We start from the raw sequence: 20529 nt of genomic DNA, 5'->3' as shown, positions 1-20529 counted from the left end.
CCTGCTGATAGTCGGTACTCACGCCCCGGACGCTATCCCCACCGCGAACGACGCGGTGGGGAAGGCGTAGTGCCAGGAGGCATCGCGCGCCTGGCAGGCAGCCAGGACTTCGGCCGGGTCCGTGATCACCTCGACGCCGAGCGTCCGATCATCATCATCGAAGTGGAACCGGGCGAGCGTCCTGCTGTCGAACAGCCAGAAGTCGAACCCGGGCAGGCCGAGCCGGTCGGCGTCGGCACGCCGGAGGTTGCGGATGTCCTCGCCGGCCTCGACGTTGCCGAGGCCGGAGGCGAGGAGGAACCTCTGTCCGTTGGTAAGCGGGTTGTCGACGATGCGGACCCGCTCGTACCGGCGCCCGGCCGCGACGGCGGCCCGGACGCTGACGTTCCAGGGGACGTCCGGCTCGTAGGCTGGCATCACGCCGGTGAGGAACGCCCGGTATCGTGCGCCAGCACGATCGGAGGCGTAGCCGCGACGGATCTCCAGCCGGAACGCGGTGTGCTCGAACGCCTCGAACAGGCGCGGCGCGGCCTCGGCAAAGGGGATGATCTCGGGCACGGTCACTCCTTCGGTGCGAACCGGGTGAGCAACGCCCGCGGGATGGCCACTGCGGTCTCGCCCTCCTTGAGGTGGAGCAGCTGCGCGAGACCGTCAGGATCGGTCAGCTCGTCGCCCTGGACGACGATGTCGCCGGTCTCCGTCTCGTACAGGGTCGGGCAGTCGCCGTGTTTGCTCGTACTGCCGAGGAACCTGAGCTGCATGATGCGCCCCTCTCGAATCGTGAGGCACCAGGATGACGCGGGACGGCGCGCGCCCGGGCCCGGAACGCAGAGAACCGCCCCGCTCTCCGAGGAGGGCGGGGCGGTCTGTACCCGCGAACGCGGGTTCAACGTGCTAGTGAAACAGGGCCAAGGGCTACCCCCACGCTCGCGGGGAGAACTGGGACCGCATGTCGCCGCTCCAGCTCGGCGACGGCTGACCACCGCGGGTGCGGGGAGGGCACGCGCCGGAAGTACCGCGGCTACATCGAGGCCGGCTGACCCCCGCAGGCGCGGGGAGGACCCCCACTGGAAGAACGTGCAGCTCAGGGCCCAGGGCTGACCCCCGCGGGCGCGGGGAGGACCCTTCGCGACCTGCTCCTTCCGGCGGCTTTGCTGTTCCAAGACTGGCCCGTCGAGGCCTTCCGGCGGGCCTGGCCTGTTGTGGTGTCAAGGAACTCCGCTCATCGTGGTAGATGCCGACGTTGCGGCCCTCATGGGCCAGGACCTCTTGTCGTGGCCACACATCACATGTCGTAAAGCTCACCCTCCTCACCCTGGACCCGGGCATTCAGCGTCTTCGCCAGCCGGCACATGACCGTGACCATCTCATCCGTCGGGTTCTTGGCCTTGATCCGCCCAGCCAGCCACCACAAGGGGTGGCCAGACGACTCCCCGCTCTCCCGCAGGACGAACTCGGCGACCCCCTCCGGGCTGCCTACAGGCAGCGGGACCACCACGAGGCCTGGCTCTGCGGCTACCGCCGCCCCCCACTCCGCCGCACTGATGTCCCCGCCTGCTTCGTCCCACCAGTACTCACGCCGCGTGATGTGCAGGTCGTAGCCCATGGCCGCCCAGCGTAGACGGACACGCAGCACCGCGAAGCCACGTCGAACCAGGTTCCGGATTCGCTGGCCACCGACTGACCCCCGCGCCTGCGGGGAGGACCCTTCGCGACCTGCGCCGTTCTCGCGGCTTTGCCATTTCTTGACCAGCCTTCGAGGAAGACATTCAAGCCGGCCTGTTGAGGTGTCAAGGAGCAGTGTCCATCGTGACAGGCGGCGACGACACGGGGGTTGGGAGCCGGACCCCTCCTGGCCGCTGCCGACGTTGCCGCCCGGCGCCGACGAAGCCGCCCCCGCGGTGATGCCCTACCGGGCGTGACGGGCAGCGGCGCGGCGCCCGGCGGCGGACTACGCAGCCGTGGGTTCGGCCGGCTTGCCGACGTGCTGGAGCCGGCTGCGGGCGGCGACCCGGTCCCCGCCCGACAGTCCGGCCCGGAACGAGTCCGCCCACACCGCGGGGGTGGTCTGGCGCTCGGCTTCCGCCTGGCGCGCCGACTCCGCCGCCAGTTCCTCGGCGATCCCTTCCCGGGCTGCCTCCAGATCACCGCTGAAGGCCGGCTCGCCGGCGTGCTGCCGATCGGGCGGCCAGCGAGGGGTGGACGGTGCACGGGTCTTGGGGTGGGTGGCCGGTTTCGTCGGCGGGTTGTCCGGAAGAGGGCTACAGATGACCACAACCACGCCCGTACCGTATGTGTGCATGCCGCTACGCAGCGTGTTCAATGGGGGTGAGGCCGGTTCGTCTGTTGTGCCGCGACGTCGAACTCCCTCACCCTCCGTGTGCCGTACCGGCCTGCCCGTCCGCCGACGAAAGGTGTGGAACGCCCGTGGCTCTTCACGACCGTGCCGAGACCCAGCCCGCCACCTCCCTGACGAGGGACTTGAACGCCGCCGTCGTGGTGCCCGACCCGGATGCCGACGCGGAGGCCGCGTTCGCCGCCCGGGGCCTGGTCGCCGCGCTGCCCGCCGACTTCACCGTGGAGAAGGAGGGCGGTGGCCCGGTGCCCGCCTGGTCGCTGGCACCGTTCCAGTTCCTGACCGGCCAGGCTCCGGACACCGTCAACCCGAGCCTGTGGCGCAACGCCGTGCTGAACATGAACGCGGGCCTGTTCGAGGTCGTCGAGAACGCCGTCTACCAGGTCCGGGGTCTGGACCTGTCCAACATCACCTTCCTGGAGGACCCCACCGGCGCCTCCCGGGAGATCGTCGTCGTCGACCCCCTCATCAGCGAGGAGACCGCCGCCGCCGCGCTCGCCCTCTACCGCGAGCACCGGGGCGACGACCGGGTGATCCGCGCGGTGATCTTCACCCACTCCCACCTCGACCACTACGGCGGCGTGCTGGGCCTGTGGGACGACCGGACCCAGCCCGCCGACGTCGACATCATCGCTCCCGACGGCTTCCTGGAGCACGCCGTCAGCGAGAACGTCTACGCGGGCAACGCCATGCAGCGCCGCGCCCAGTTCATGTACGGCTCCCTGCTGGAGCGCTCCGCGCGTGGCCAGGTGGACGCCGGCCTCGGCAAGGCCAACTCCCTGGGCACCTCGGGACTGCTCGCCCCGACCTTCACGGTCACCTCCGACCTCGCCGCCCCCGGCGTCGTCCACACCTTCGGACCGGTGAACATCGAGTTCCAGCTCACCCCCGGCACCGAGGCCCCGGCCGAACTCAACTTCTACCTCCCCGACATCCGCTCCCTGTGCATGGCCGAGAACGCCACCCCCACCCTCCACAACCTCTACAGCCTGCGCGGCGCCCAGGTCCGCGACGCCAAGGCCTGGTCGCAGTTCCTGATCCAGTCCACCGACTGGTACGCCGACCGCTCCGACTCCCTGTTCGCCTCCCACTTCTGGCCCCGCTGGAACAGCGCGGAGGAGCCGCAGACGGTCCGCTCGTTCCTGACCTCGCAGGCCGACCTGTACCGCTACCTGCACGACCAGTCGCTGCGCCTGGCCAACCACGGCCGGACCATGACGGAGATCGGCGAGGAACTCGACGGCGCCGTACCGGACTCGCTGGCCGGGCAGTGGTTCAACCGGGGCTACTACGGCACCGTCAACCACGACTCCAAGGCCGTCTACCAGCGCTACCTCGGCTGGTACGACGGCAACGCCGCGCACCTGCACACCCTGCCGCCCGAGGAGGCCGGAGCCCGGTACGTCGACGCCTTCGGCGGCGCGGACAAGGTCGTGGACATCGCCCGGGGGATCTTCGACAACGCCAAGACCGCCCAGGACTACCGGTTCGCCGCCGAGCTCCTCACCCACGTGGTCTTCGCCGACCCCACGAACAGCGACGCCCGCGGCCTCCAGGCCGACATCCTCGAACAGCTCGGCTACCAGGCCGAGAGCGGCCCCTGGCGCAACTTCTACCTCGCCGCCGCCAACGAACTGCGCGTCCGCCCGGCGGACAGCCCCGTCGCCCTGCCCTCCCCGCAGATCATCACCCCGCCGGTCCTCGCCGCGATGCCGCTGGACATGCTCTTCGACTACCTCGGCATCCGCCTCAACGGACCGAACGCCGCCGAACAGGCCCTGACCATCGGCCTCACCGTCACCGACGGCCTCCCGGAGGACCCCACCACCTACACCCTGCGCGTGCGCAACGGCGTCCTCGTCCAGTACCCCGGCACCCTCGAAGCCGCCACCGCCGACGCCGTCTACGACATCACCCGCGACGGCCTCAACCGGCTCACCATCGCCGCCGCCACCCCCGACCAGCTCCTCGCCGACGGCTCCCTCACCGTCACCAGCGGCACCATCGACCCCTTTAACACGCTCAACACCCTCCTCGACACCTTCGAGTACTGGTTCGGCCTCACCACCCCCTGACCCCGCCCGCCGGTCCCGCCCCCTCCCCGCGCCCGCAGGAGGGGCAGGACCCGTCGGCCACCCCGAGTACCAGGGCTTCCTCCAACTCCGGCACCAGGGCAAGCTCTGGCGACTGGGTTTCCACGCCGAGGAGCGGTTCCTCGACGACCACCCGGCCGAGCCAGCCGAGGCGCACGGGAAGTTCGCCGAGGAGCCGACCCGCTCCGAGCCGGAGCGGTTCTCTTCCTGGACGACGTCGACCGCGACAGCCTCACGCCGTCGAGCCGCACATGACCGGCCCTGACGGGTCGGCGCCTCTCGCCGACACCGTGTCCCGGCACGGCCCCGACCCCCCAGGACCGGGGTGCGCCTCGGACGGGCCGCGACTCCGGCCCGCGCTCGGCGCGGCAGGTGACCCGCCGCACCACCGTCCGACCGTCCACACCACCACCCGGGCTACCGGCCGGCCACCGGGCCATGTGCTCCCACGCCGGGCCCGACGAGAGGAACCCCTCATGAGCCTGCCCACCACATCGGTCCGGTCCTGGAGCCGACCCGGCCGCCGACTCCTCGCGATCGCCGGTTCCTGCGGCCTTGCCGTGGCCTCGCTGACCGCCGTGGCCCCCGCCGCGTACTCCGCCCCCGCGGCACGGACCACGGCTGAGGCGCCGCTCGCCTACGTGACGAACTACAGCGACGACACGGTCTCCGTGATCGACACCGCCACCCAGACCGTCACGGCCACCTTCCCGGTCGGCGACGGCCCCAAAGGCGTGGCCGCCTCCGCGGACGGAACCCGCCTCTACGTGAGCAACGGGGACGCCGGCTCCGTCACCGTGACCGACACCTCGACGGGAACCGTCACCGCGACCATCCCCGTCGGCAACGGCGCCAACGGCATCGCCGTCTCACCCGACGGGACCCGCGCCTACGTCGTCAACAGCGCCCTCCAGCGACTGACCGTCATCGACACCACGGCCAACACGGTCACCGCCACCGTCACCGTCGGCAGCGCCCCGCAGGAGGTGGCCGTCTCCCCGGACGGCAGCCGCGCCTACGTCACCAACTACAACGCCCGCTCAGTATCGGTGATCGACACCGCGACGAACACCGTGACCGCCACCATCAACGTCGGCGGATTCCCCCAGGGCGTCGCCTTCACCCCCGACGGCGGCCGCGCCTACGTCACCCGCCCCTACTCCAACTCCGTCGCCGTGATCAACACGGCCACCGGCACCGTGTCCGCCAGCATCCCCCTCACCGACGGCCCGTACGACGTCGCCGCGTCCCCGGACGGTGCGCACGTCTACGTCTCCCGCGGCCAGGGCGCCACCATCGCCACGATCGACACCGCGACGAACACCGTGACCGCGACCACCGCCTCCGGAAACACCCCCCGAGGCGTCGCCGTCACCCCGGACGGTGACCACGTCTACACCGCCAACGGCAACTCCGCCACCGTCTCCGTGATCGACACCACCACCCACACCACCAGCGGCATCCCCGTGGGCACAACCCCCGTCGACATCGCGATCGCCGACCGTCCGCTCGCCGACCTCGGCGTGGAAGTGACCGCCACCCCCCGCCCCGGCCTACTCAACGGCCGCATCGACTACACCGTGACCCTCACCAACCACGGACCCCGCACCCTCGCCTCCGCCACCGTCACCGTGGACCTGCCCACCCCCACCGGGGCGACCAGCCCCGACTGCACCCTCACCACCGGCAAGGCCACCTGCACCACCACCAGCCTGGCTCCCGGCGCCACCACCAGCCGTCAGATCACCGTGCCCGTCGCCATCCTCAGCCTCGGCACCCCCTACACCGTCACCGCCACCCGCACCACCAGCACACCCACCGACCCCAACCCCGCCAACGACAGCGCATCGCGCACCTGCACCGCCGTCACCTCGCTCCTCATCAACTGCGCCTGACAGCCTCAGCACCAACAGGGCCGCACACCGGCCCAGCACCGGCCGTTCCTCCCCACACCCGGGAGGAACGGCCGACCCCGTGAACCCGATGCCACACCATCCACCTACCAGGCGTGACGTGCGGCGGCGCGGCCCCCGGCGCCGGACTGTGCGGCCGAGCCCTCCGCCTGCTCGTCGGTGTGCTGGAGGCGGCTGCGGGCGGTGACCCGGTCCTCACCGGACAGGCCGGCCCAGTACTCGTCGGACCACACGGCGTGGGCGGCCTGCCGCTCGGCCTCCTCCAGCCGCGCCGACTCCGCCAGCAGCTCCTCGGCGAGCCCTTCCCGGGCCGCTGCCAGGTCGCCGCTGAAGGCCGGCAGCGCGGCCAGGTGCGCCCGGCGCTCGGCCCGCGCGGCCTCCAGCGCGCGCTGCGCCTCGATCAGACGGTCGGGGCACTCGAAGGTCTTCAGCCTGCCCACGGCAGGGAATCGTACGGACGCCGGTCAGGGCTGCGGCTGCGTCCAGCCGCACGGGCACCGGCCTTCGGTGCTGAGCGGGTGCCGGATCGGGGCGGCGGGGCCGTGCTCGACCAGGTCCTCGAGGCGGGCCGCGCCGACGGGTCGGCAGGCGGCTCGGTGATGGCCGGCCTCTTCTCGGCCTCGAGCCGCGGGTCCGCCACCGCCGAGCGCACTCCGGCTGGCGGGGTGCCCGGGGCCGGGTATGGCTCGGCCCCCGTGTCGATGGGGGCAGGGCCTCGTCGTACGCGGTGGCGCGGCGCTTCGCCGCGCCACCGCGCGCGGGTGTGCGATCACCTGCCGCGCGGACGAAGTCTGAACAGAAGGGGAGCGGGGCCATGGCGGCATCGGCACCGGACACAGGGCTGGAACTGGAGGAGCAGGAGCAGGAGCAGGAGCTGCGTCGGGCGGCCGGGGCGTTGGTCGGTGCGCACCGGCTGCTCGGCGCCGAGGACCAGGCGCTGGCGAAGGAGGAGAAGGAAACCGACATCCAGGAGCGGCTGGGCACCCTGCGCCGGATGCGCGAGGGCATCCGGGAGGCCGCGGACGACCTGGTGGTGGCCGTCGACCAGCTCGCCCGGATCATCGGCCTGCGCGATCTGGCCGTCGACGGCGAGCCCCCCAGGACGTCGCCGGCGCCGGCTACTACGCGCTCCCCGCCCTCAGCAGCCAGGACGCCGTGCTCTACGACGCGGTGGAGGACCTGCACAGGGCCGCCGACCAGCTGCGCCGGGCCTTCGCGCCGACCCGCAAGTACCCCGCCCTGGCCCGGCCACGCTGTCCGCAGCAGGTCCGGGCAGTCCTCGGGCACCTGGACGAGGCGGTGACCGTGTTGCTCGGCCCGGCCATGGCCGGGCACCTGGACGAGGACACCCGCGAGCTCGGGGTGTGCGCGCGAGATCATCGCCGGGCTGCGGGAGAGCGTGCGCCCACCGGTGCCGGTACAGGCGCCGGCCCTGACCCCGGAGGCGGTGGCGGCCGCGATCCTCGCCGACCCCGCTGTCGCGGCAGCCGCGGCCGCGGCCATACGCGAAGCGGCAGGCTGAGTCCCACCGTGGCGGTCACCTTGGAGGGCGTCCCCGGTACCTTGACGGCCGTCCCGCCGTCGGTTCCGGAAGCCTTGGAAGCCGGGTAGAACCCGCAGACATCGCACGTGGTTACAGCTTCAAGCGGAATGGGTCTGATCAGTGGCCTGGAGTGGTGGGTTCCCAGGTGAGATCGAGTGCATTGTCGATGGTGGCGGTGTTGGGTTCTTGGGAGCCGCCGAGGGCTGCGTGGCTCAGAAGCACCGGTGTCCCGGTCTCCAAGGCATGGGTGATGTCTTGGAGCATCGAGGCCACTGAGGCCCACTGGGGGATATCCTGCGCCCAGGTCTCGTGGTCCCAGAGGAGTACCGCGCCGTGGGTGTCTCCGGGGCGCAGGTCGACGATCAGCCCGTCGCCGCCGGGGCTCAACGCGATCGGCATGAACTCCCGCTGGTAGCGGCTCTCGGGCTGGCCGTTCTCGTCGAACGACTCGCCTTCCTGCTCGGCAACCAGCAGCCAGATCTCGTGGGTCTCCAGGGCCTCGTCCAGCGAGACCGGGGCGAACACCTGCGGAATCCAGTAGCTCGCGCTGACGTCGGGCAGCAGCCACCAGGCGCGTAGGTCTGCGGGCAGGGGCAGGCCGAGGTTCGCCTCGAACGCGTCCAGCCGGGCGGTATCCGGTGCAGGTCTCACCGGGCCTCGTCGGGTGTGCGTGGCGAGCCAGGTGCCGATGCGGCTCCAGGAGGCCGTGACGTCGTGATCAGCCGTTGTCATGACGGGCAGTCTGCCTCACCGGTGTGTCAACGGGCGAAGCTGTGCAGCACCACCTCCGGGTCGCGGTGAAGCAGCTGGTCAGGCTGCGGCTGCGGTGACGGCCGGGGTGGGGGAGGCGGTGTTCTCGTCGAACCGCACGTGGTGCTGGAGGCAGTGGTGGAGCTGTCCGAGGAAGCGGTTGAAGAGGTGGCGTTGGGCGGCTGCGTGCCAGTCTCCGTGCTCGCGGCGGGTGCGGTAGTGGGCGCCGGCTCCGGGTGAGGTGCGCAGGGCGGAGAAGGCCCAGAGGTGGCCGACGTGGTTGAGACGGTTGTTCTTGATCATGCGTCGGCCGATGTGGTTCTTCTTCCCGGAGGCGCGGGTGACCGGGGCAGCTCCGGCGTAGGCCTTGAGGCCGCGGGCGTCGGCGAAGCGGGCACGGTCGTCACCGGCCTCGGCCAGGACGCGCGCGGCGAGCTGAATGCCCAGACCCGGGGAGGACAGCAGGATCTCCGCGTTGGGGTGCCGAGGGAAGAGGCCCTCGACGGCCGGGGCGAGCTCGTCGGCGGCTTGGCAGGCGGCGTCGAGCTGGTACAGGAGGGCGAGCATCTGCTTGCCCATGGCGTCCTCGACCAGCTGGGGCTGGTGGGGCTCGATCGGCGGGAAGGCGGGCTCAGTGTTGGAGCTGGCCGCAGTGTGTCAGCGACCGGGAGACGGGGGGCTGGGGCCGCTGGTGCTGCCCGCCCCGACCCGACGGGAGCTGATGGCCGCCCGCCTCTCGGCCCCGGCTGACCGGTGGTGGGAGGACCGGGTACGGCACGCCGAGCTCTGCCCGGTGAAGGACCGCACCCCGTGAGCGGCGGTGCCGGAGCCTGTCGCGGGGGTTGTCGCGAGCAATTGTCAAGAGTTGTGGATCGGGCCGCCTGAGTCGGTCAGGTTGCCATTGGGCCGAGGAGGTAGGCGCCCTGCGCGATTCCTTGCAGGACGACGTCGGCGGTTGCCTCGGCGGTCAGATTGCTGGAATCCAGGACGTGGTCCTCGTAGATGCCCAGGCTGCTGAACCGGTTGTGCAGTGACCGGATCGGCGCGGGGTCGGTCAGTGCATCACCGGTGCGGCCGGTTGCCCGTTCCAGCGTGGTGGGCCGGTCCGGGCGAAGGATGACGTAGCTCAGCGGCACGGCCTGCTCCCTGGCCGCGGCGCGGAACAAGTCGATGAACCAGGGACCGACGATGCCGTCGCAGACGACCTGATAGCCACCGCTGGCGTAGCCGAAAGCCGCCGAGACCAGCACCTGCAGCACCACCTTGTTCTGCTGATGGGCTTCGGGCAGGTAGGGCGCGATTCGGCCCTGCTTGATGTAGTGCCAGAAGTCGTCGCTGTGCAGGTGGACGCTGGGCGTGAGGCAATCGGCAAGCAGCGCGGCCACGGTGCTCTTTCCGGCTCCTGGAGGCCCCGTCAGCACGGTGACCTGGCCGTCTGGACGGGTAGTGCGCTGGACGGTCAGCGGGTTCATGCCGCCACCGTGTCACGCTCGACCAGCACGCCGCTGTCGAATTTGGCTCCCGCTCGGACGAGGGGCACCAGGTGGGCGCCGGTGATCGCCCGCCATCGGGCCTGATTCGAGGAGAACCGCTGCCGTTCACCGGTGGCCTCGTCGACGCGGCGGTCGTTCACGCGCGGGGCCCGAACCTCGACGGGTCCGGCGGCAGTGACGACAGTGCGGGGCCGGTGGTGGCCGTTGCGGACCACCAGACGGCGGCTGGCATTGTCGGTTCCGTCCTCACGCCGGATGCTGGCGGGAAGGCCGGGGCGGCTCGACGGGTCCGGAGGCGGGGGGTGTCTCTATGGGGTTCGTCAAGGAAATCGGGCTGCGTTCGGGCGGGTGGCCAGGCAGCATGGCGGGATGCCGGATCTGCTGTGGGACGACGTCAGGAACTTCTTCGACCCTGACCTGATGGGGTCGCTGCCGGATGCGCGGGTCGCAGACACCTCGGTCGAGGACTGGCAGGCGGTACTCGATCTGGTGCGATCGCAGGGGTGGTCGTGCGAGTACTCCGAGGACGGCGTCGTGGCTCGGCTGCCGCGAGCCGCGGACATACTGGCCCGCAGCGAGGGCGCCGACGCACTGTTGAGGGTCTGGCCCGCCACGGGATTCCTGGTGATCTTTCGAGCATATGAGGCCAGCTCGATCGACTTCGATGTTGATCTGCGGGAACTGCGGGGCCAGGACGGCGTCAATCTGCTGTGCCGTCTGCTGCGGGCGATCGGGCGCCGGCTCGGCAAGCCGGTGACGTTGAGTCCGGAGTCTGACCCGCTCCACCCAGTTCTAGGGTTCGATCCTGCGGCCGACCGCGTAGTGCTGCTGGTGGGTCCGCACGTTAGCTGACTGCCGTGGCCGGCCGGGACTCGTAGAAGGTCCCGTCGCGAAGCATCGCGAACAGGACGTCGACCCGGCGCCTGGCCAGGCAGAGGAGTGCCTGGGTATGTCGCTTCCCCTGGCCGATCTTCTTGTCGTAGTAGGCGCGGGAGGCCGGGTTGCTGAGCGAGGCGAACGCGGCCAGGAAGAACGCCCGTTTCAGCTGCTTGTTGCCCCGGCGGGAGGGTTGCTCGCCGCGTATGGACGAGCCGGAACTGCGGGTCGCCGGGGCGAGCCCGGCGTAGGAGGCGAGGTGGGCGGCGGTCGGGAACGCGCTCGCGTCGCCGACGTCGATCAGGACCCGGGCGCCGGTCCTGGTCCCGATGCCGGGCATGGAGGTGAGGACCTTCGACAGCGGGTGCCGTCCAGCAGCTCCTGGATCCGCTCCTCCAGGAGCCTGCGCTGGTCGAGGACGGCTCGTAGTGAGCCGGCCAGGCTCGGCACGATCAGTGCTGCCGCCTCGCTGCCCGGGACGACGGTCTGCTCGTCGAGCGCGGTGAGGATCTCCTCGACCAGGCGCTCGAACATGCGCGGGGCCAAGGGCCGGGCAACGGCGAGAAGGCGGCGGCGTCCGGCCTTACGCAGGGCGGCCGGTGAGCCGAACCGCTTCAGCAGGGCGAGGACCGCCGGGTGGTCGAGTGCGGCCCCGTGGTCGAGCGGCCGGCCGTTTCCGTTCGCGTCGCTCGACTCCCATCATCAGTTCCCGGTCTCATTCCGGGCATTTCGGGAGTGCGTGTCCGTTCGCCTCGCTGGTGAACCCCCTTCACATTGGAGTCTCCGGGGTGGAGATTTTCGGACAGTTCGATAGGGGAGTCGCGACCTCTGCTACGGATGATTCCGCCACGGAATCGGGTTGGAATCTTACCCGATCGAATAAAACCTCAAGAAGATTCGTACTCCTTGGGTTGAGTTATTGAAATATGCCGACATGTTCCCCTGAAGTGTAATTCGGTTTTCTCGCGTTCCTGGAGCTTGGTTTCTGTTGGTCGGGTTCGAAGTGGTCGGAATTTTCCTCGAACTGGGCTTCGAGCCTTCGGGGTGGTCTCTGGTCGTCTCTAGAGTCATCGACGCGGCTTCCGGTGCGGGAGCCGCTTCCCGATTCCATGATCGTTCCTTGGGGGGACCGATGAAGAAGGTATCGAGCGCGCTGGTCGCGCTGATCCTGGCTGCGGGCGGGGTGGCCGCAGCCTCCACGTCCGCAGACGCGGCCGGGGCCGTCTCGGCATCGGCGGCCTACTGGGCGGCCGCCGACAGCCGGCCCGCGGTGCAGGCCCTGTCGTCGACGGCCAAGACCAAGCTGCAGAGCGAGATCGACCAGCAACTGGCCACGACCCGCGGCGGAGTCCAGATCAGCGCCAACGAGGTGTCGTACAACGGGGGCGACCCCATCGTGGCCCTCCCGCTCCCGGGCGCCGCCATCGCGCCGGCCAGCAGCCCTGCGGCCCTCAAGCAGCGGGGAGCCACCCCCGCCCAGATCCAGGAGGTACTGCAGAGCGGTGACTCCCTCGCGGTCGACTGCCACAACTGCCACGCCGGCGCCTCGGACAACCGCTGGTACTGCTTCTACGAGCACGCCGACTTCGGCGGCAAGAGGCTGCAGTGGAACTACGAGCACTGCAGCGCGCCGGTCTACTTCTCCGGCTACGGATTCGAGAACCAGACCTCGGGCTGGGTCAACACCGGTGCTCTTAAGGTAGACGCGTACGACGGCGGCGCGGCTGGGCTCTGGCGCGAGCTGCCGAGCTCGATGGCCTCCTACGTCGGCGACTCCACGAACGACAGGGCTGCGTTCTTCTATGCCTGCGAGTAGGACACTCGTCGGGTGGCGGGCGATGGCCTCGCCCGCCACCCGGCACGTCCGGGTGTTCAGCGGGCGGGGTTGAAGTAGACGTTGTAGCTGATCACCGAGGGGATAGGGACGTTGAGCATGCCTGCGGTCTCGGTGAGGGTTGCTTCCTGGGCCAGTACGCTGCCGGTGGCCGGATCGATGATGAAGGTGTAGCGGGTGGGCAGGCCGCTCTCCCGGGAGGTTGCGGAGTAGGCGACGCCCGGTCGGCCGGCCCGGTCGGTCACGGTTCCGGTGGCCTCGATGCCCGGCAGTGAGGCGATCAGCTCCAGTACCGCGGCGCGTTGGCCAGCGCTCAGGGCGCGTTCGACGAGCAGGTCGTGGACCGCCTGCGAGGCCCCCAGCGGGCCGTCGATGCCAGGGGTGCGCCTGCGCAGCCAGTCCTTGAGCGTCTGGCCGTCCTGCGGTGTGCTGATGTCCTGGAGGGTGGGGCGGAAGGGGTCCGTGCGGGTTTTGTCCGACCCGCCGAGGCTGCGTCGTTCGCGGACAGGGCCTGTGGCGCTGTCGAGGATCTTGTAGTCGTACGGGACAACGCGGGAGGAGATGTTCCCGTGGTCGTCCCTGGTGTTGAGCGACCACTCCTGCCAGTGCAGCCCGAGCGGGTTCGTGGGTGTCTCGTCGGCCGACCGGGCGGTGCGGGCGATCCGCAGGATCTGCGTGCTCGCGTCGGTGGACGCCTGCTCCGGCGTCAGGTGGTACGCCAGCAGCGCGGGGGTGGCAGCGACGGCGGGGCCGCTTCCCCCCGGCAGCACGAGCAGCGCCGACGCCACCGCCGAGAAGGCCGCGGCACTGGCCAAGCCAACAACCATGCGCCGCCGGTTGGGCCTCGGCCGAACCTCGGCCGGTGCCGGGGCGGTACTGCGAAGAATCCTCTCCAGCGCTGCCTCGGCCTCGCCCGGCGGCGACAGCTCGCTGGCAGCCGGATCGCTGGATGCCATCATTTCCCTGATCCGTCTCGCAGTACTCACTGCACCACCCCCACCTTCCGCGTGTCTGCCGCTCTCGTCTGCAGGGAACCGTTCTCCAGGTCGTCCAAGGCCTTCCGCAGCCGTTGCCGCGCCCGCAGGAGGCGCATCGAGAACACCGCACTACTGCAGCCCATGGCCCTGGCGGCGTCCCTGACCGGGAGCGCTTCCCAGCCGATCAGGGCGAGCACCTCCCGGTCGGCCGTGGACAGAACGGACCACGCACGGCGGACCGCGTCACGGGCCGCGACCTGCTCTCCCACGTCGCGCGCCACGGCCGTCGTCACCGACTCGCCGACCGTCACCGCCGCCGGCGCGCTCTCCCGCGCGCGGAGGTGGTTGGCGACGGTGTTCCGAGCGACGCCGTACAGCCAGGGCAGCACCCTCTCGCGGGGAAGGTCACCGAAGCGCCGCCACACCGTGGTGAAGACCTCGGCCGTCACATCGGCGGCGTCGTCCGGGGGCACCCGGCGACGGACATAGCGGTAGACGGCCGTGTGGTGCTGGACGTAGACAGTCCGGAACGCATCCTCTTCCCCCAAGACCACTCCCCATGTCGGATCCCGCCCTGTCTATGTCGGGCCAGCGACGGATCTAACACCCCACTCCTAAGGATTTTCTGCGACCGGTTCGACGACGATGCTGCGGACCGCTGATAGAGAGCGGAGCAGCTGGAGCGGCTGGAGGCCCGCGTCTGCCCGCCGCCCGTCCCGTCGGCCCGGCCCCCGTCGAGGCCGGCGTCCTTCAGGGTGTCGGGCTCTGAACGTCCGGGCCGCCGGGCGTGACGGCCCGGCCGGCCTCGACGGCGGCGTCCATCGTGGCGGCCAGCACGGGCAGCTCGCGCTCCAGATCGCCGAGCACCACCCCGGGCATCGCCGCCGCGGGCGCGCACACCGCCGCCGGCGCGACCCGCTCACCGGCCGCCAGCTCGGGCAGCGCGGCGGCGAGCGGACTTCCGGTGACGACACCGGAGCCGAGGTCGTAGGCCAGCTCCTCGTCCAGCTGGCCCTCGCCGCCCGGCACGACCTCCCGCCCGCAGGCCCGCTCGACGGCGTCGGCCGCCCGCCCCAGCACCGTGCGGTGCGCCTCCTGCGTCTGCCGCCCGGCGAGCCCGCGCACCCACCCGGCCGCCGGCCGGCCCGCCTCGCCCGCGTCGGCGAGCAGCCCGTTCGCCACGTGCCGCTGCTCCTGGTCCTCGTTTCCGAGGTCCACCTCGTCCACCTGGACGGTCACGTTCGTCATGGCCGGTGAACTCGCCCGGGCCGCCGAGGTCACGGGCAGGCCGACGGGTTTCGCCTCGCCAAGGTGCCGTCTTTCGCCCCGCTGAACCGTTCCACCCCAGGTCACGACGGCGACCCGGCCCACCGAGGGAGCGGGCCGCCGTACGGCGCTCGGCCCGCCGCCGTGTCGTCGGCCGGGCGGCCGCCAACACGGTGCCGGGCCCGGCTACGAGGCCAACCGACGGAATCCGGTGACGTCGGGCTATGTGCGGGGTTCAGTGGCTCCCTTCCCTGTGGCATGGAGATCGTTTCCCACACCTGTGTTGCGGGTGCCCTGGCGTGGTGGTTGCGCGGTTGTGCAGGCGGAAGGTCGGGATGGTCCAATCATCCCTGTCTGTCGGGCAGTTCACGGTTTCGCTGTGTGCCGGTGCACGTACTACGGTGTGGCGGTGGCCGTCGTGGGGCGGCGCTTGGGAGGGTGACGTGGGGCAGCAGTTGGCGCGGGTGCGGTTGGACGGCGGGGGTTCGATTCTCGTCGAGGCGGAGGAGGCCGCGGCGGGACCGGTGAAGGCGGGGCGGGTCGCTGACACGGTCCGGGAGCTGCCGGAGAGTCTGGGGTCGGCGCTGGAGCCGGTGACCGGCCTGGCGCGCACGGTGCTGCACCGGCTGCGGGAGGCGGGGCCGGACGAGGTGCAGGTGGAGTTCGGGGTCGATCTCTCCGCTGCCGCCGGGATGGTGATCACGAAGACCGAAGCCAAGTGCCATCTGACGGTGCGCGTGGTGTGGCGCAAGGAGGACGCTGGCGCCACTGCGGCCGGGGCCGAAGCTCCCGAGGCCGGCGACGAGTCGGCGGCCTGACCGGATGATGGTGGGACGAGGGACCTTACGGGCCGGTGCGGGCGACGGTCTGCCAGCGGCCGTCGTGCAGGTCCGTGACGGGGCTGGGCTGGTGGTGGGGGCGGGTTTTCTGGTCGCCGACGGCCTGGTGGTGACGTGCGCGCACGTCCTGGAGGACGGCGGTTACGGGCCCGGTTCGGTGGTGACGCTGGTCTTCCCGCACGCGCCCGGTGTCCCGGAGGTCACCGGGCGGGTGCTGGAGGAGGCGTGGCGCGATCCTCACGAGCAGGACGTCGCGCTGGTGCGGCTGGAGCGTGCGGTGGGGGTGGCGCCGTTGTCGCTGGGGTCGGCGGCGGGTGCGCGGGGGCACCGGGTGTGCTCGTTCGGGTTCCCGGTGCAGGCGCCGACGGGCGGGCACTTCGGGTTCGCCACGGCCGGCGGCCTGCTGCCGGCCGCCGACAGCGCCGGTGAGCTGCTGCAACTCACCGGGGCCAACGACCTGACCCAGGGGTTCAGCGGCGGGCCGGTCCTGGACGAGGCGACGGGCCTGGTGGTGGGGATGCTCACCGCGATCACCGCCCCCGACGCCCACGACCGCGGCCTGGGCATCGCCTACGTCACCCCGGCCGCCGTCCTGCGCGAGGTGTGGCCTGCGCTCGGCGAGTTGGACGTGTCGCCGTACCGGGCGCTGGAGCCGTTCACCGCCGAGCACGCCCGCTGGTTTCGGGGCCGCGAGGACGCGGTGAACCGGGTCCTCGCGGGCCTGGCCGGCGGGCGGCGGGTGGTGCTGCTGCTGGGCCCGTCCGGGTCGGGGAAGTCCTCGCTGGTCCAGGCAGGGGTGCTGCCCGCGCTGGCCGCCGGGCGGCTGCCGGGCAGTGACCGCTGGCGCCAGGTGCTCACGCGGCCGGGACCGGACCTGCCGGGCGCCCTCAGCCAGGCGGGCCTGCCCGGGAGCGAGGACGGGGACGCAGCCGGGGTCCCTGACGCCCGCACCGTGCTGGTCGTCGACCAGTTCGAGGAACTCCTCGCCCCCTCCGCCGGCCCCGAGGCCCTCCAGGCGCTTGCCCGGATCACCGCCGCGATCCGCTCCGACGCGGACCTGAGCGTGGTCCTCGTGATGCGCGACGACTTCTACTCCCGCCTGTCCGCGCTCGCCCCCGACTTGCTGGACACCGCCCAGCGGGCAAGCGGTGTCCTCAACGTCCCGGCCACCCTGAGCGCCGCGGACCTGGACGCGATCGTCACCGGCCCCGCCCGCGACCTGGACACGACGTTTGAGCCTGGCCTGGCTGAGCAGATCATCGCCAACGTCCTGGAACTGAACCCCCGTACCGACGGCGCCGGCGGCGCGCCCGTCACCGTTCTGCCTCTGCTCGAAGTCGCCCTCACCCGGCTGTGGGAGCGCCGCCTGGAGTACGACGGCCGCCTCACTCACGACGCCTACCAGCGCATCGGCGCCGTCATCGGCGCCCTCACCGACTGGTGCAACGCTGCCCTGCGCGAACTCGACCCCCGGCAACGGGACATCGCCCGCAAAATCCTCACCGGCCTGGTCCGCCCCGCCGACCCGTCCTTGAACATCCCGGCAGCGCGCCAGCAGCTCCCAATCAGTGACCTGCGCGACATGGCCGCCGAGGACAAAACCCCCGACGCGCGGCGAGCCGTGGACGAGGTCCTGGCGGTTCTCTCCCGGCACCGCATCGTCACCACCGACCGTGTCCACGAAGGCGCGCGGCCGGAGGACGCGGAGGGAACCGCAGTGGCCGAACTGGTCCACGACGCGCTGATCCGCGACTGGGAGACCCTGCGCGAATGGGTCGAGCAGGACCAGCGCTTCCACGACTGGCTCCGCCGCGCCCGCGACCAGTACGACCGCTGGAAGGAACACCGCGACCCCCAGGACCTGCCCACCGGAACCCTCCTCGCCGAAGGCATCGACCTGGCGAGCCACCGCCACGGAATGCCCGCCAGCCTGGATGCCTTCCTCACCACCGGACGCCGCCGTCAGCAGGCCGCCGCCCGACGGAGCCGACGCCTCAACATCGTCCTGGCCGCCGCTCTCGCTCTCGCCCTGATCGCCGCAGGCGTGGCCTTCTGGCAACGGCAGCAAGCGGTGGCCGCCCGGCAGGTCGCTGAGTCCCGGCAGTTCGCCGCCCAGTCCGCGTCTCTGATCGATGCCGACCCTGATCTCGCCGCCCTCCTCGCGGTCAACGCCTACCTCGCCAGCCCCACGAAGGAAGCCGCCGCCGCCCTCCGTGACGGTGCACATCTCCCCTTGCGCCACCGCTTCTCCCACACCGGCTTTACGCATTCGGTGGTGTTCAGCCCGGACGGGCGCACCCTCGCCGGCGCCGGTGCCACTGTGTCCTTGTGGGACGTCGCCAGCGGCTCGACCACCGCCACCCTCATCGGCCACACCGGTTACGTGCGGTCGGTGGCGTTCAGTCCGGACGGGCGCACCCTCACCACCGGCGGTGACGATGGCACCGTGCGGTTGTGGGATGTCGCCAGCGGCTCGACCACCGCCACCCTCAGCGGCCATACGGGTCCGGTGTCGTCGGTGGTGTTCAGCCTGGACGGGCGCACCCTCGCCACTGCCGGTGACGATGGCACCGTGCGGTTGTGGGATGTCGCCAGCGGCTCGACCACCGCCACCCTCAGCGGCCATACGGGTCCGGTGCGGTCGGTGGTGTTCAGCCTGGACGGGCGCACCCTCGCCACTGCCGGTGACGATGGCACCGTGCGGTTGTGGGATGTCGCCAGCGGCTCGACCACCGCCACCCTCAGCGGCCATACGGGTCCGGTGCGGTCGGTGGTGTTCAGCCTGGACGGGCGCACCCTCGCCACTGCCGGTGACGATGGCACCGTGCGATTCTGGGACACCGCCAGCGGCAGGATGGTCACCACCCTCACCGGCCACACCGGTCCGGTGCGGTCGGTGGCGTTCAGTCCGGACGGGCGCACCCTCGCCACTGCCGGTGACGACCTCACCGTGCGGTTGTGGGACACCGCCAGCGGCACGCCCCTCACCCCCCTTCCTGGCCGCACCGATGCCGTGTCGTCGGTGGCATTCAGCCCGGACGGGCGCACCCTCGCCACCGCCGACACGCAGGGCATCGTACGGTTGTGGGACGAGGCCAGGATCAGGAGCGCCACCACGCTGACCGGCCACACCGGTTTCGTGCGGTCGGTGGTGTTCAGTCCGGACGGGCGCACCCTCACCACCGGCGGTGACGATGGCACCGTGCGGTTGTGGGATGTCGCCAGCGGCTCGACCACCGCCACCCTCAGCGGCCATACGGGTCCGGTGTCGTCGGTGGTGTTCAGCCTGGACGGGCGCACCCTCGCCACTGCCGGTGACGATGGCACCGTGCGGTTGTGGGATGTCGCCAGCGGCTCGACCACCGCCACCCTCAGCGGCCATACGGGTCCGGTGCGGTCGGTGGTGTTCAGTCCGGACGGGCGCACCCTCACCACCGCCGGTGACGATGGCACCGTGCGATTCTGGGACACCGCCAGCGGCAGGATGGTCACCACCCTCACCGACCACGCCGGTCCGGTGCGGTCGGCGGCATTCAGCCCCGACGGGCGCACCCTCGCCACCACCAGCGAAGGCGTTGATGTGCGGTTGTGGGACACCGCCACCGGCAAAGCCCTCACCACTCCTACCGCTCTCACCGGCCACACCGGTTACGTGAGGGCGGTGGCGTTCAGCCCAGACGGGCGCACCCTCGCCACCAACATCGACGACCACACCGTGAAGCTGTGGAACATCGCCACCGACAAGACGGTCACCATCCTCACCGACTCCGTCAACATCGTGTCTGGGCTGGCGTTCAGTCCGGATGGGCATACCCTCGCCGGCGCGGGCGAGGGCGCCGTGCGGTTGTGGGACACCGTCACCGGCAAGGGCGTCACCATCCTCCCCAGCCACAGCCCCGTTTCTGCTATGGCATTCAGTCCGGACGGCACGCTCGCCACCGCAGGCTACGACGCCGCCATTCGGCTCTGGTTCTACCCCGTACCAGACACCGCGATCAGCGCGATCTGCGCGGCCGTCGCCCGCAACCTCGGCGCCGATGAGGAGGACAGATACCTGACCCGGGACGCCGCGCGTGCCTGCCACTCATGAACCTGCAGCCAGACGGCTTCTGCCCCACTGATCTACTGAGGTTTCAGGGCGGGGTCAGTGGAGTAGACGATAAGCCAGTGCCCGTTAGGCGGCCGTCGAGCGGGGCGGGTCGAAGTTTGATGTGCCGTAGGCCTCGGCGGAGGGTACGGGCGGGGTGGTCGGGTCGGTGAAGGCGGTATTGGCCATCGGGTAGCGTCGCAGGAGTGACCCGCTCGGCCGGGATGAGGTCGGGCGCATACGGGGGCGGCTGGAAGGCGGTGAGCCAGTCGTGCTCGACGGCACAGCGCTTCATGTCGGCGGTCAGGTGCGTGTTCAGGTTGTCCCAGACCAGGTTGATCGGGCCGCCGACCCACATGGCGGCCACCGAGATCCGGCGCGGCGGGAGCGGCCCCGAACGCGGACCACGGGCGTGTGCCCGCGCCAGCCTCAGGTGCTGGTGACACCACCCCCACCCGCGACCTGCCCGCGCACCTGCGTCTGCTGACTCCGGCATCGGCGG

At 71.2% G+C, this 20529-nt stretch carries 18 protein-coding genes and 3 pseudogenes; 8 read left to right on the top strand and 13 right to left on the bottom strand.

Going from position 1 to position 20529, the window contains the following annotated elements:
• Positions 1-18: 18 nt before the first annotated feature.
• From ACFCLZ_RS00445 to ACFCLZ_RS00430, 4 genes are all read right to left on the bottom strand, one after another.
• Positions 19-558, bottom strand: a complete 540-nt coding sequence (locus ACFCLZ_RS00445) for a DUF6879 family protein (RefSeq protein ID WP_380282542.1) — start codon at positions 556-558, stop codon at positions 19-21.
• A gap of 2 nt (positions 559-560) precedes the next feature.
• Complete coding sequence (locus tag ACFCLZ_RS00440) at positions 561-761, bottom strand: hypothetical protein (protein ID WP_380282541.1); 201 nt, start codon at positions 759-761, stop codon at positions 561-563.
• Between the two features lie 524 nt (positions 762-1285).
• Positions 1286-1606 carry a hypothetical protein gene (locus tag ACFCLZ_RS00435; protein WP_380282540.1) on the bottom strand — a complete coding sequence of 107 codons (321 nt, stop codon included), beginning with the start codon at positions 1604-1606 and terminating at the stop codon, positions 1286-1288.
• A 345-nt stretch (positions 1607-1951) separates the two neighbouring features.
• A complete protein-coding gene (locus ACFCLZ_RS00430; RefSeq protein WP_380282539.1) occupies positions 1952-2281 on the bottom strand; it encodes a hypothetical protein in 330 nt (109 codons plus the stop codon).
• Positions 2282-2427: 146 nt separating this feature from the next.
• Here ACFCLZ_RS00430 and ACFCLZ_RS00425 point away from each other — a divergent pair, with 146 nt between their 5' ends.
• Both ACFCLZ_RS00425 and ACFCLZ_RS00420 read left to right on the top strand, forming a co-directional pair.
• Positions 2428-4431 carry an alkyl/aryl-sulfatase gene (locus ACFCLZ_RS00425; protein WP_380282538.1) on the top strand — a complete coding sequence of 668 codons (2004 nt, stop codon included), beginning with the start codon at positions 2428-2430 and terminating at the stop codon, positions 4429-4431.
• Between the two features lie 494 nt (positions 4432-4925).
• On the top strand, positions 4926-6344 hold the full coding sequence (locus ACFCLZ_RS00420; RefSeq protein ID WP_380282537.1) for a beta-propeller fold lactonase family protein: 1419 nt from the start codon (positions 4926-4928) through the stop codon (positions 6342-6344).
• 104 nt (positions 6345-6448) lie between these two features.
• Here ACFCLZ_RS00420 and ACFCLZ_RS00415 read toward each other — a convergent pair whose 3' ends face one another.
• The gene (locus ACFCLZ_RS00415) at positions 6449-6802 is read right to left on the bottom strand and encodes a hypothetical protein (protein WP_380282536.1); all 354 of its coding nucleotides are present in this window, start codon (positions 6800-6802) and stop codon (positions 6449-6451) included.
• Between the two features lie 374 nt (positions 6803-7176).
• On the opposite strand from ACFCLZ_RS00415, the gene ACFCLZ_RS00410 reads away from it, so the two are divergent.
• The gene (locus ACFCLZ_RS00410) at positions 7177-7665 is read left to right on the top strand and encodes a hypothetical protein (RefSeq protein WP_380282535.1); all 489 of its coding nucleotides are present in this window, start codon (positions 7177-7179) and stop codon (positions 7663-7665) included.
• Between the two features lie 357 nt (positions 7666-8022).
• Here the strand turns inward: ACFCLZ_RS00410 and ACFCLZ_RS00405 are convergent, their stop codons facing one another.
• Both ACFCLZ_RS00405 and ACFCLZ_RS00400 read right to left on the bottom strand, forming a co-directional pair.
• A complete protein-coding gene (locus ACFCLZ_RS00405) occupies positions 8023-8637 on the bottom strand; it encodes an SMI1/KNR4 family protein (protein WP_380282534.1) in 615 nt (204 codons plus the stop codon).
• Between the two features lie 78 nt (positions 8638-8715).
• A pseudogene (locus ACFCLZ_RS00400) lies at positions 8716-9246 on the bottom strand (IS110 family transposase); the annotation flags it as partial.
• Here ACFCLZ_RS00400 and ACFCLZ_RS00395 point away from each other — a divergent pair.
• A complete protein-coding gene (locus tag ACFCLZ_RS00395; protein WP_380282533.1) occupies positions 9233-9469 on the top strand; it encodes a hypothetical protein in 237 nt (78 codons plus the stop codon). The pseudogene ACFCLZ_RS00400 and the gene ACFCLZ_RS00395 overlap by 14 nt on opposite strands.
• Before the next feature lie 76 nt (positions 9470-9545).
• Here ACFCLZ_RS00395 and ACFCLZ_RS00390 read toward each other — a convergent pair whose 3' ends face one another.
• Positions 9546-10127: an AAA family ATPase gene (locus tag ACFCLZ_RS00390; protein WP_380282532.1), complete on the bottom strand. Its 582-nt coding sequence runs from the start codon at positions 10125-10127 to the stop codon at positions 9546-9548.
• Positions 10128-10234: 107 nt separating this feature from the next.
• A pseudogene (locus tag ACFCLZ_RS00385) lies at positions 10235-10378 on the bottom strand (IS256 family transposase); the annotation flags it as partial.
• A gap of 139 nt (positions 10379-10517) precedes the next feature.
• On the opposite strand from ACFCLZ_RS00385, the gene ACFCLZ_RS00380 reads away from it, so the two are divergent.
• A complete protein-coding gene (locus tag ACFCLZ_RS00380) occupies positions 10518-11000 on the top strand; it encodes a hypothetical protein (RefSeq protein ID WP_380282531.1) in 483 nt (160 codons plus the stop codon).
• Here the strand turns inward: ACFCLZ_RS00380 and ACFCLZ_RS00375 are convergent.
• Positions 10993-11678 (bottom strand): annotated as a pseudogene (locus ACFCLZ_RS00375) (transposase); the annotation flags it as partial. The gene ACFCLZ_RS00380 and the pseudogene ACFCLZ_RS00375 sit on opposite strands and share 8 nt — an antisense overlap.
• Positions 11679-12156: 478 nt before the next feature.
• Here ACFCLZ_RS00375 and ACFCLZ_RS00370 point away from each other — a divergent pair.
• Positions 12157-12840: a hypothetical protein gene (locus ACFCLZ_RS00370; protein ID WP_380282530.1), complete on the top strand. Its 684-nt coding sequence runs from the start codon at positions 12157-12159 to the stop codon at positions 12838-12840.
• 56 nt (positions 12841-12896) lie between these two features.
• On the opposite strand, the gene ACFCLZ_RS00365 is transcribed toward ACFCLZ_RS00370, so the two are convergent.
• The 3 genes from ACFCLZ_RS00365 to ACFCLZ_RS00355 all read right to left on the bottom strand — a co-directional run bounded on the left by ACFCLZ_RS00365 (position 12897) and on the right by ACFCLZ_RS00355 (position 15083).
• Entirely contained in the window at positions 12897-13673 is a 777-nt protein-coding gene (locus tag ACFCLZ_RS00365; protein WP_380282529.1) for a hypothetical protein, read from the bottom strand.
• Between the two features lie 167 nt (positions 13674-13840).
• Positions 13841-14383 carry an RNA polymerase sigma factor gene (locus ACFCLZ_RS00360; RefSeq protein WP_380282528.1) on the bottom strand — a complete coding sequence of 181 codons (543 nt, stop codon included), beginning with the start codon at positions 14381-14383 and terminating at the stop codon, positions 13841-13843.
• A 202-nt stretch (positions 14384-14585) separates the two neighbouring features.
• Positions 14586-15083, bottom strand: coding sequence for a hypothetical protein (locus tag ACFCLZ_RS00355; protein ID WP_380282527.1), 498 nt, complete (start codon positions 15081-15083; stop codon positions 14586-14588).
• A gap of 461 nt (positions 15084-15544) precedes the next feature.
• Between ACFCLZ_RS00355 and ACFCLZ_RS00350 the strand changes: the two genes are divergently transcribed.
• Together ACFCLZ_RS00350 and ACFCLZ_RS00345 are read left to right on the top strand one after the other, a co-directional pair.
• Entirely contained in the window at positions 15545-15919 is a 375-nt protein-coding gene (locus tag ACFCLZ_RS00350) for a CU044_2847 family protein (RefSeq protein WP_380282526.1), read from the top strand.
• Positions 15920-15926: 7 nt separating this feature from the next.
• Positions 15927-20030, top strand: a complete 4104-nt coding sequence (locus ACFCLZ_RS00345) for a trypsin-like peptidase domain-containing protein (protein WP_380286398.1) — start codon at positions 15927-15929, stop codon at positions 20028-20030.
• The last annotated feature ends 499 nt before the right edge of the window (positions 20031-20529 follow it).

Origin of the sequence: Kitasatospora purpeofusca (genome assembly GCF_042691725.1) — a bacterium.
Classification (GTDB): domain Bacteria; phylum Actinomycetota; class Actinomycetes; order Streptomycetales; family Streptomycetaceae; genus Kitasatospora; species Kitasatospora purpeofusca_B.
Note: the sequence above shows the minus strand (reverse complement) of the source record. Positions and strands in the feature narration are given on the sequence as shown.

Excerpts from the sequence above, each read along its gene's own strand:
- ACFCLZ_RS00395 (WP_380282533.1), top strand. The coding sequence starts at position 9,233 with ATGGCGTCCTCGACCAGCTGGGGCTGGTGGGGCTCGATCGGCGGGAAG.
- ACFCLZ_RS00420 (WP_380282537.1), top strand. The coding sequence starts at position 4,926 with ATGAGCCTGCCCACCACATCGGTCCGGTCCTGGAGCCGACCCGGCCGC.
- ACFCLZ_RS00390 (WP_380282532.1), bottom strand. The coding sequence starts at position 10,127 with ATGAACCCGCTGACCGTCCAGCGCACTACCCGTCCAGACGGCCAGGTC.
- ACFCLZ_RS00370 (WP_380282530.1), top strand. The coding sequence starts at position 12,157 with ATGAAGAAGGTATCGAGCGCGCTGGTCGCGCTGATCCTGGCTGCGGGC.
- ACFCLZ_RS00410 (WP_380282535.1), top strand. The coding sequence starts at position 7,177 with ATGGCGGCATCGGCACCGGACACAGGGCTGGAACTGGAGGAGCAGGAG.
- ACFCLZ_RS00380 (WP_380282531.1), top strand. The coding sequence starts at position 10,518 with ATGCCGGATCTGCTGTGGGACGACGTCAGGAACTTCTTCGACCCTGAC.
- ACFCLZ_RS00435 (WP_380282540.1), bottom strand. The coding sequence starts at position 1,606 with ATGGGCTACGACCTGCACATCACGCGGCGTGAGTACTGGTGGGACGAA.
- ACFCLZ_RS00355 (WP_380282527.1), bottom strand. The coding sequence starts at position 15,083 with ATGACGAACGTGACCGTCCAGGTGGACGAGGTGGACCTCGGAAACGAG.
- ACFCLZ_RS00405 (WP_380282534.1), bottom strand. The coding sequence starts at position 8,637 with ATGACAACGGCTGATCACGACGTCACGGCCTCCTGGAGCCGCATCGGC.
- ACFCLZ_RS00440 (WP_380282541.1), bottom strand. The coding sequence starts at position 761 with ATGCAGCTCAGGTTCCTCGGCAGTACGAGCAAACACGGCGACTGCCCG.
- ACFCLZ_RS00345 (WP_380286398.1), top strand. The coding sequence starts at position 15,927 with ATGGTGGGACGAGGGACCTTACGGGCCGGTGCGGGCGACGGTCTGCCA.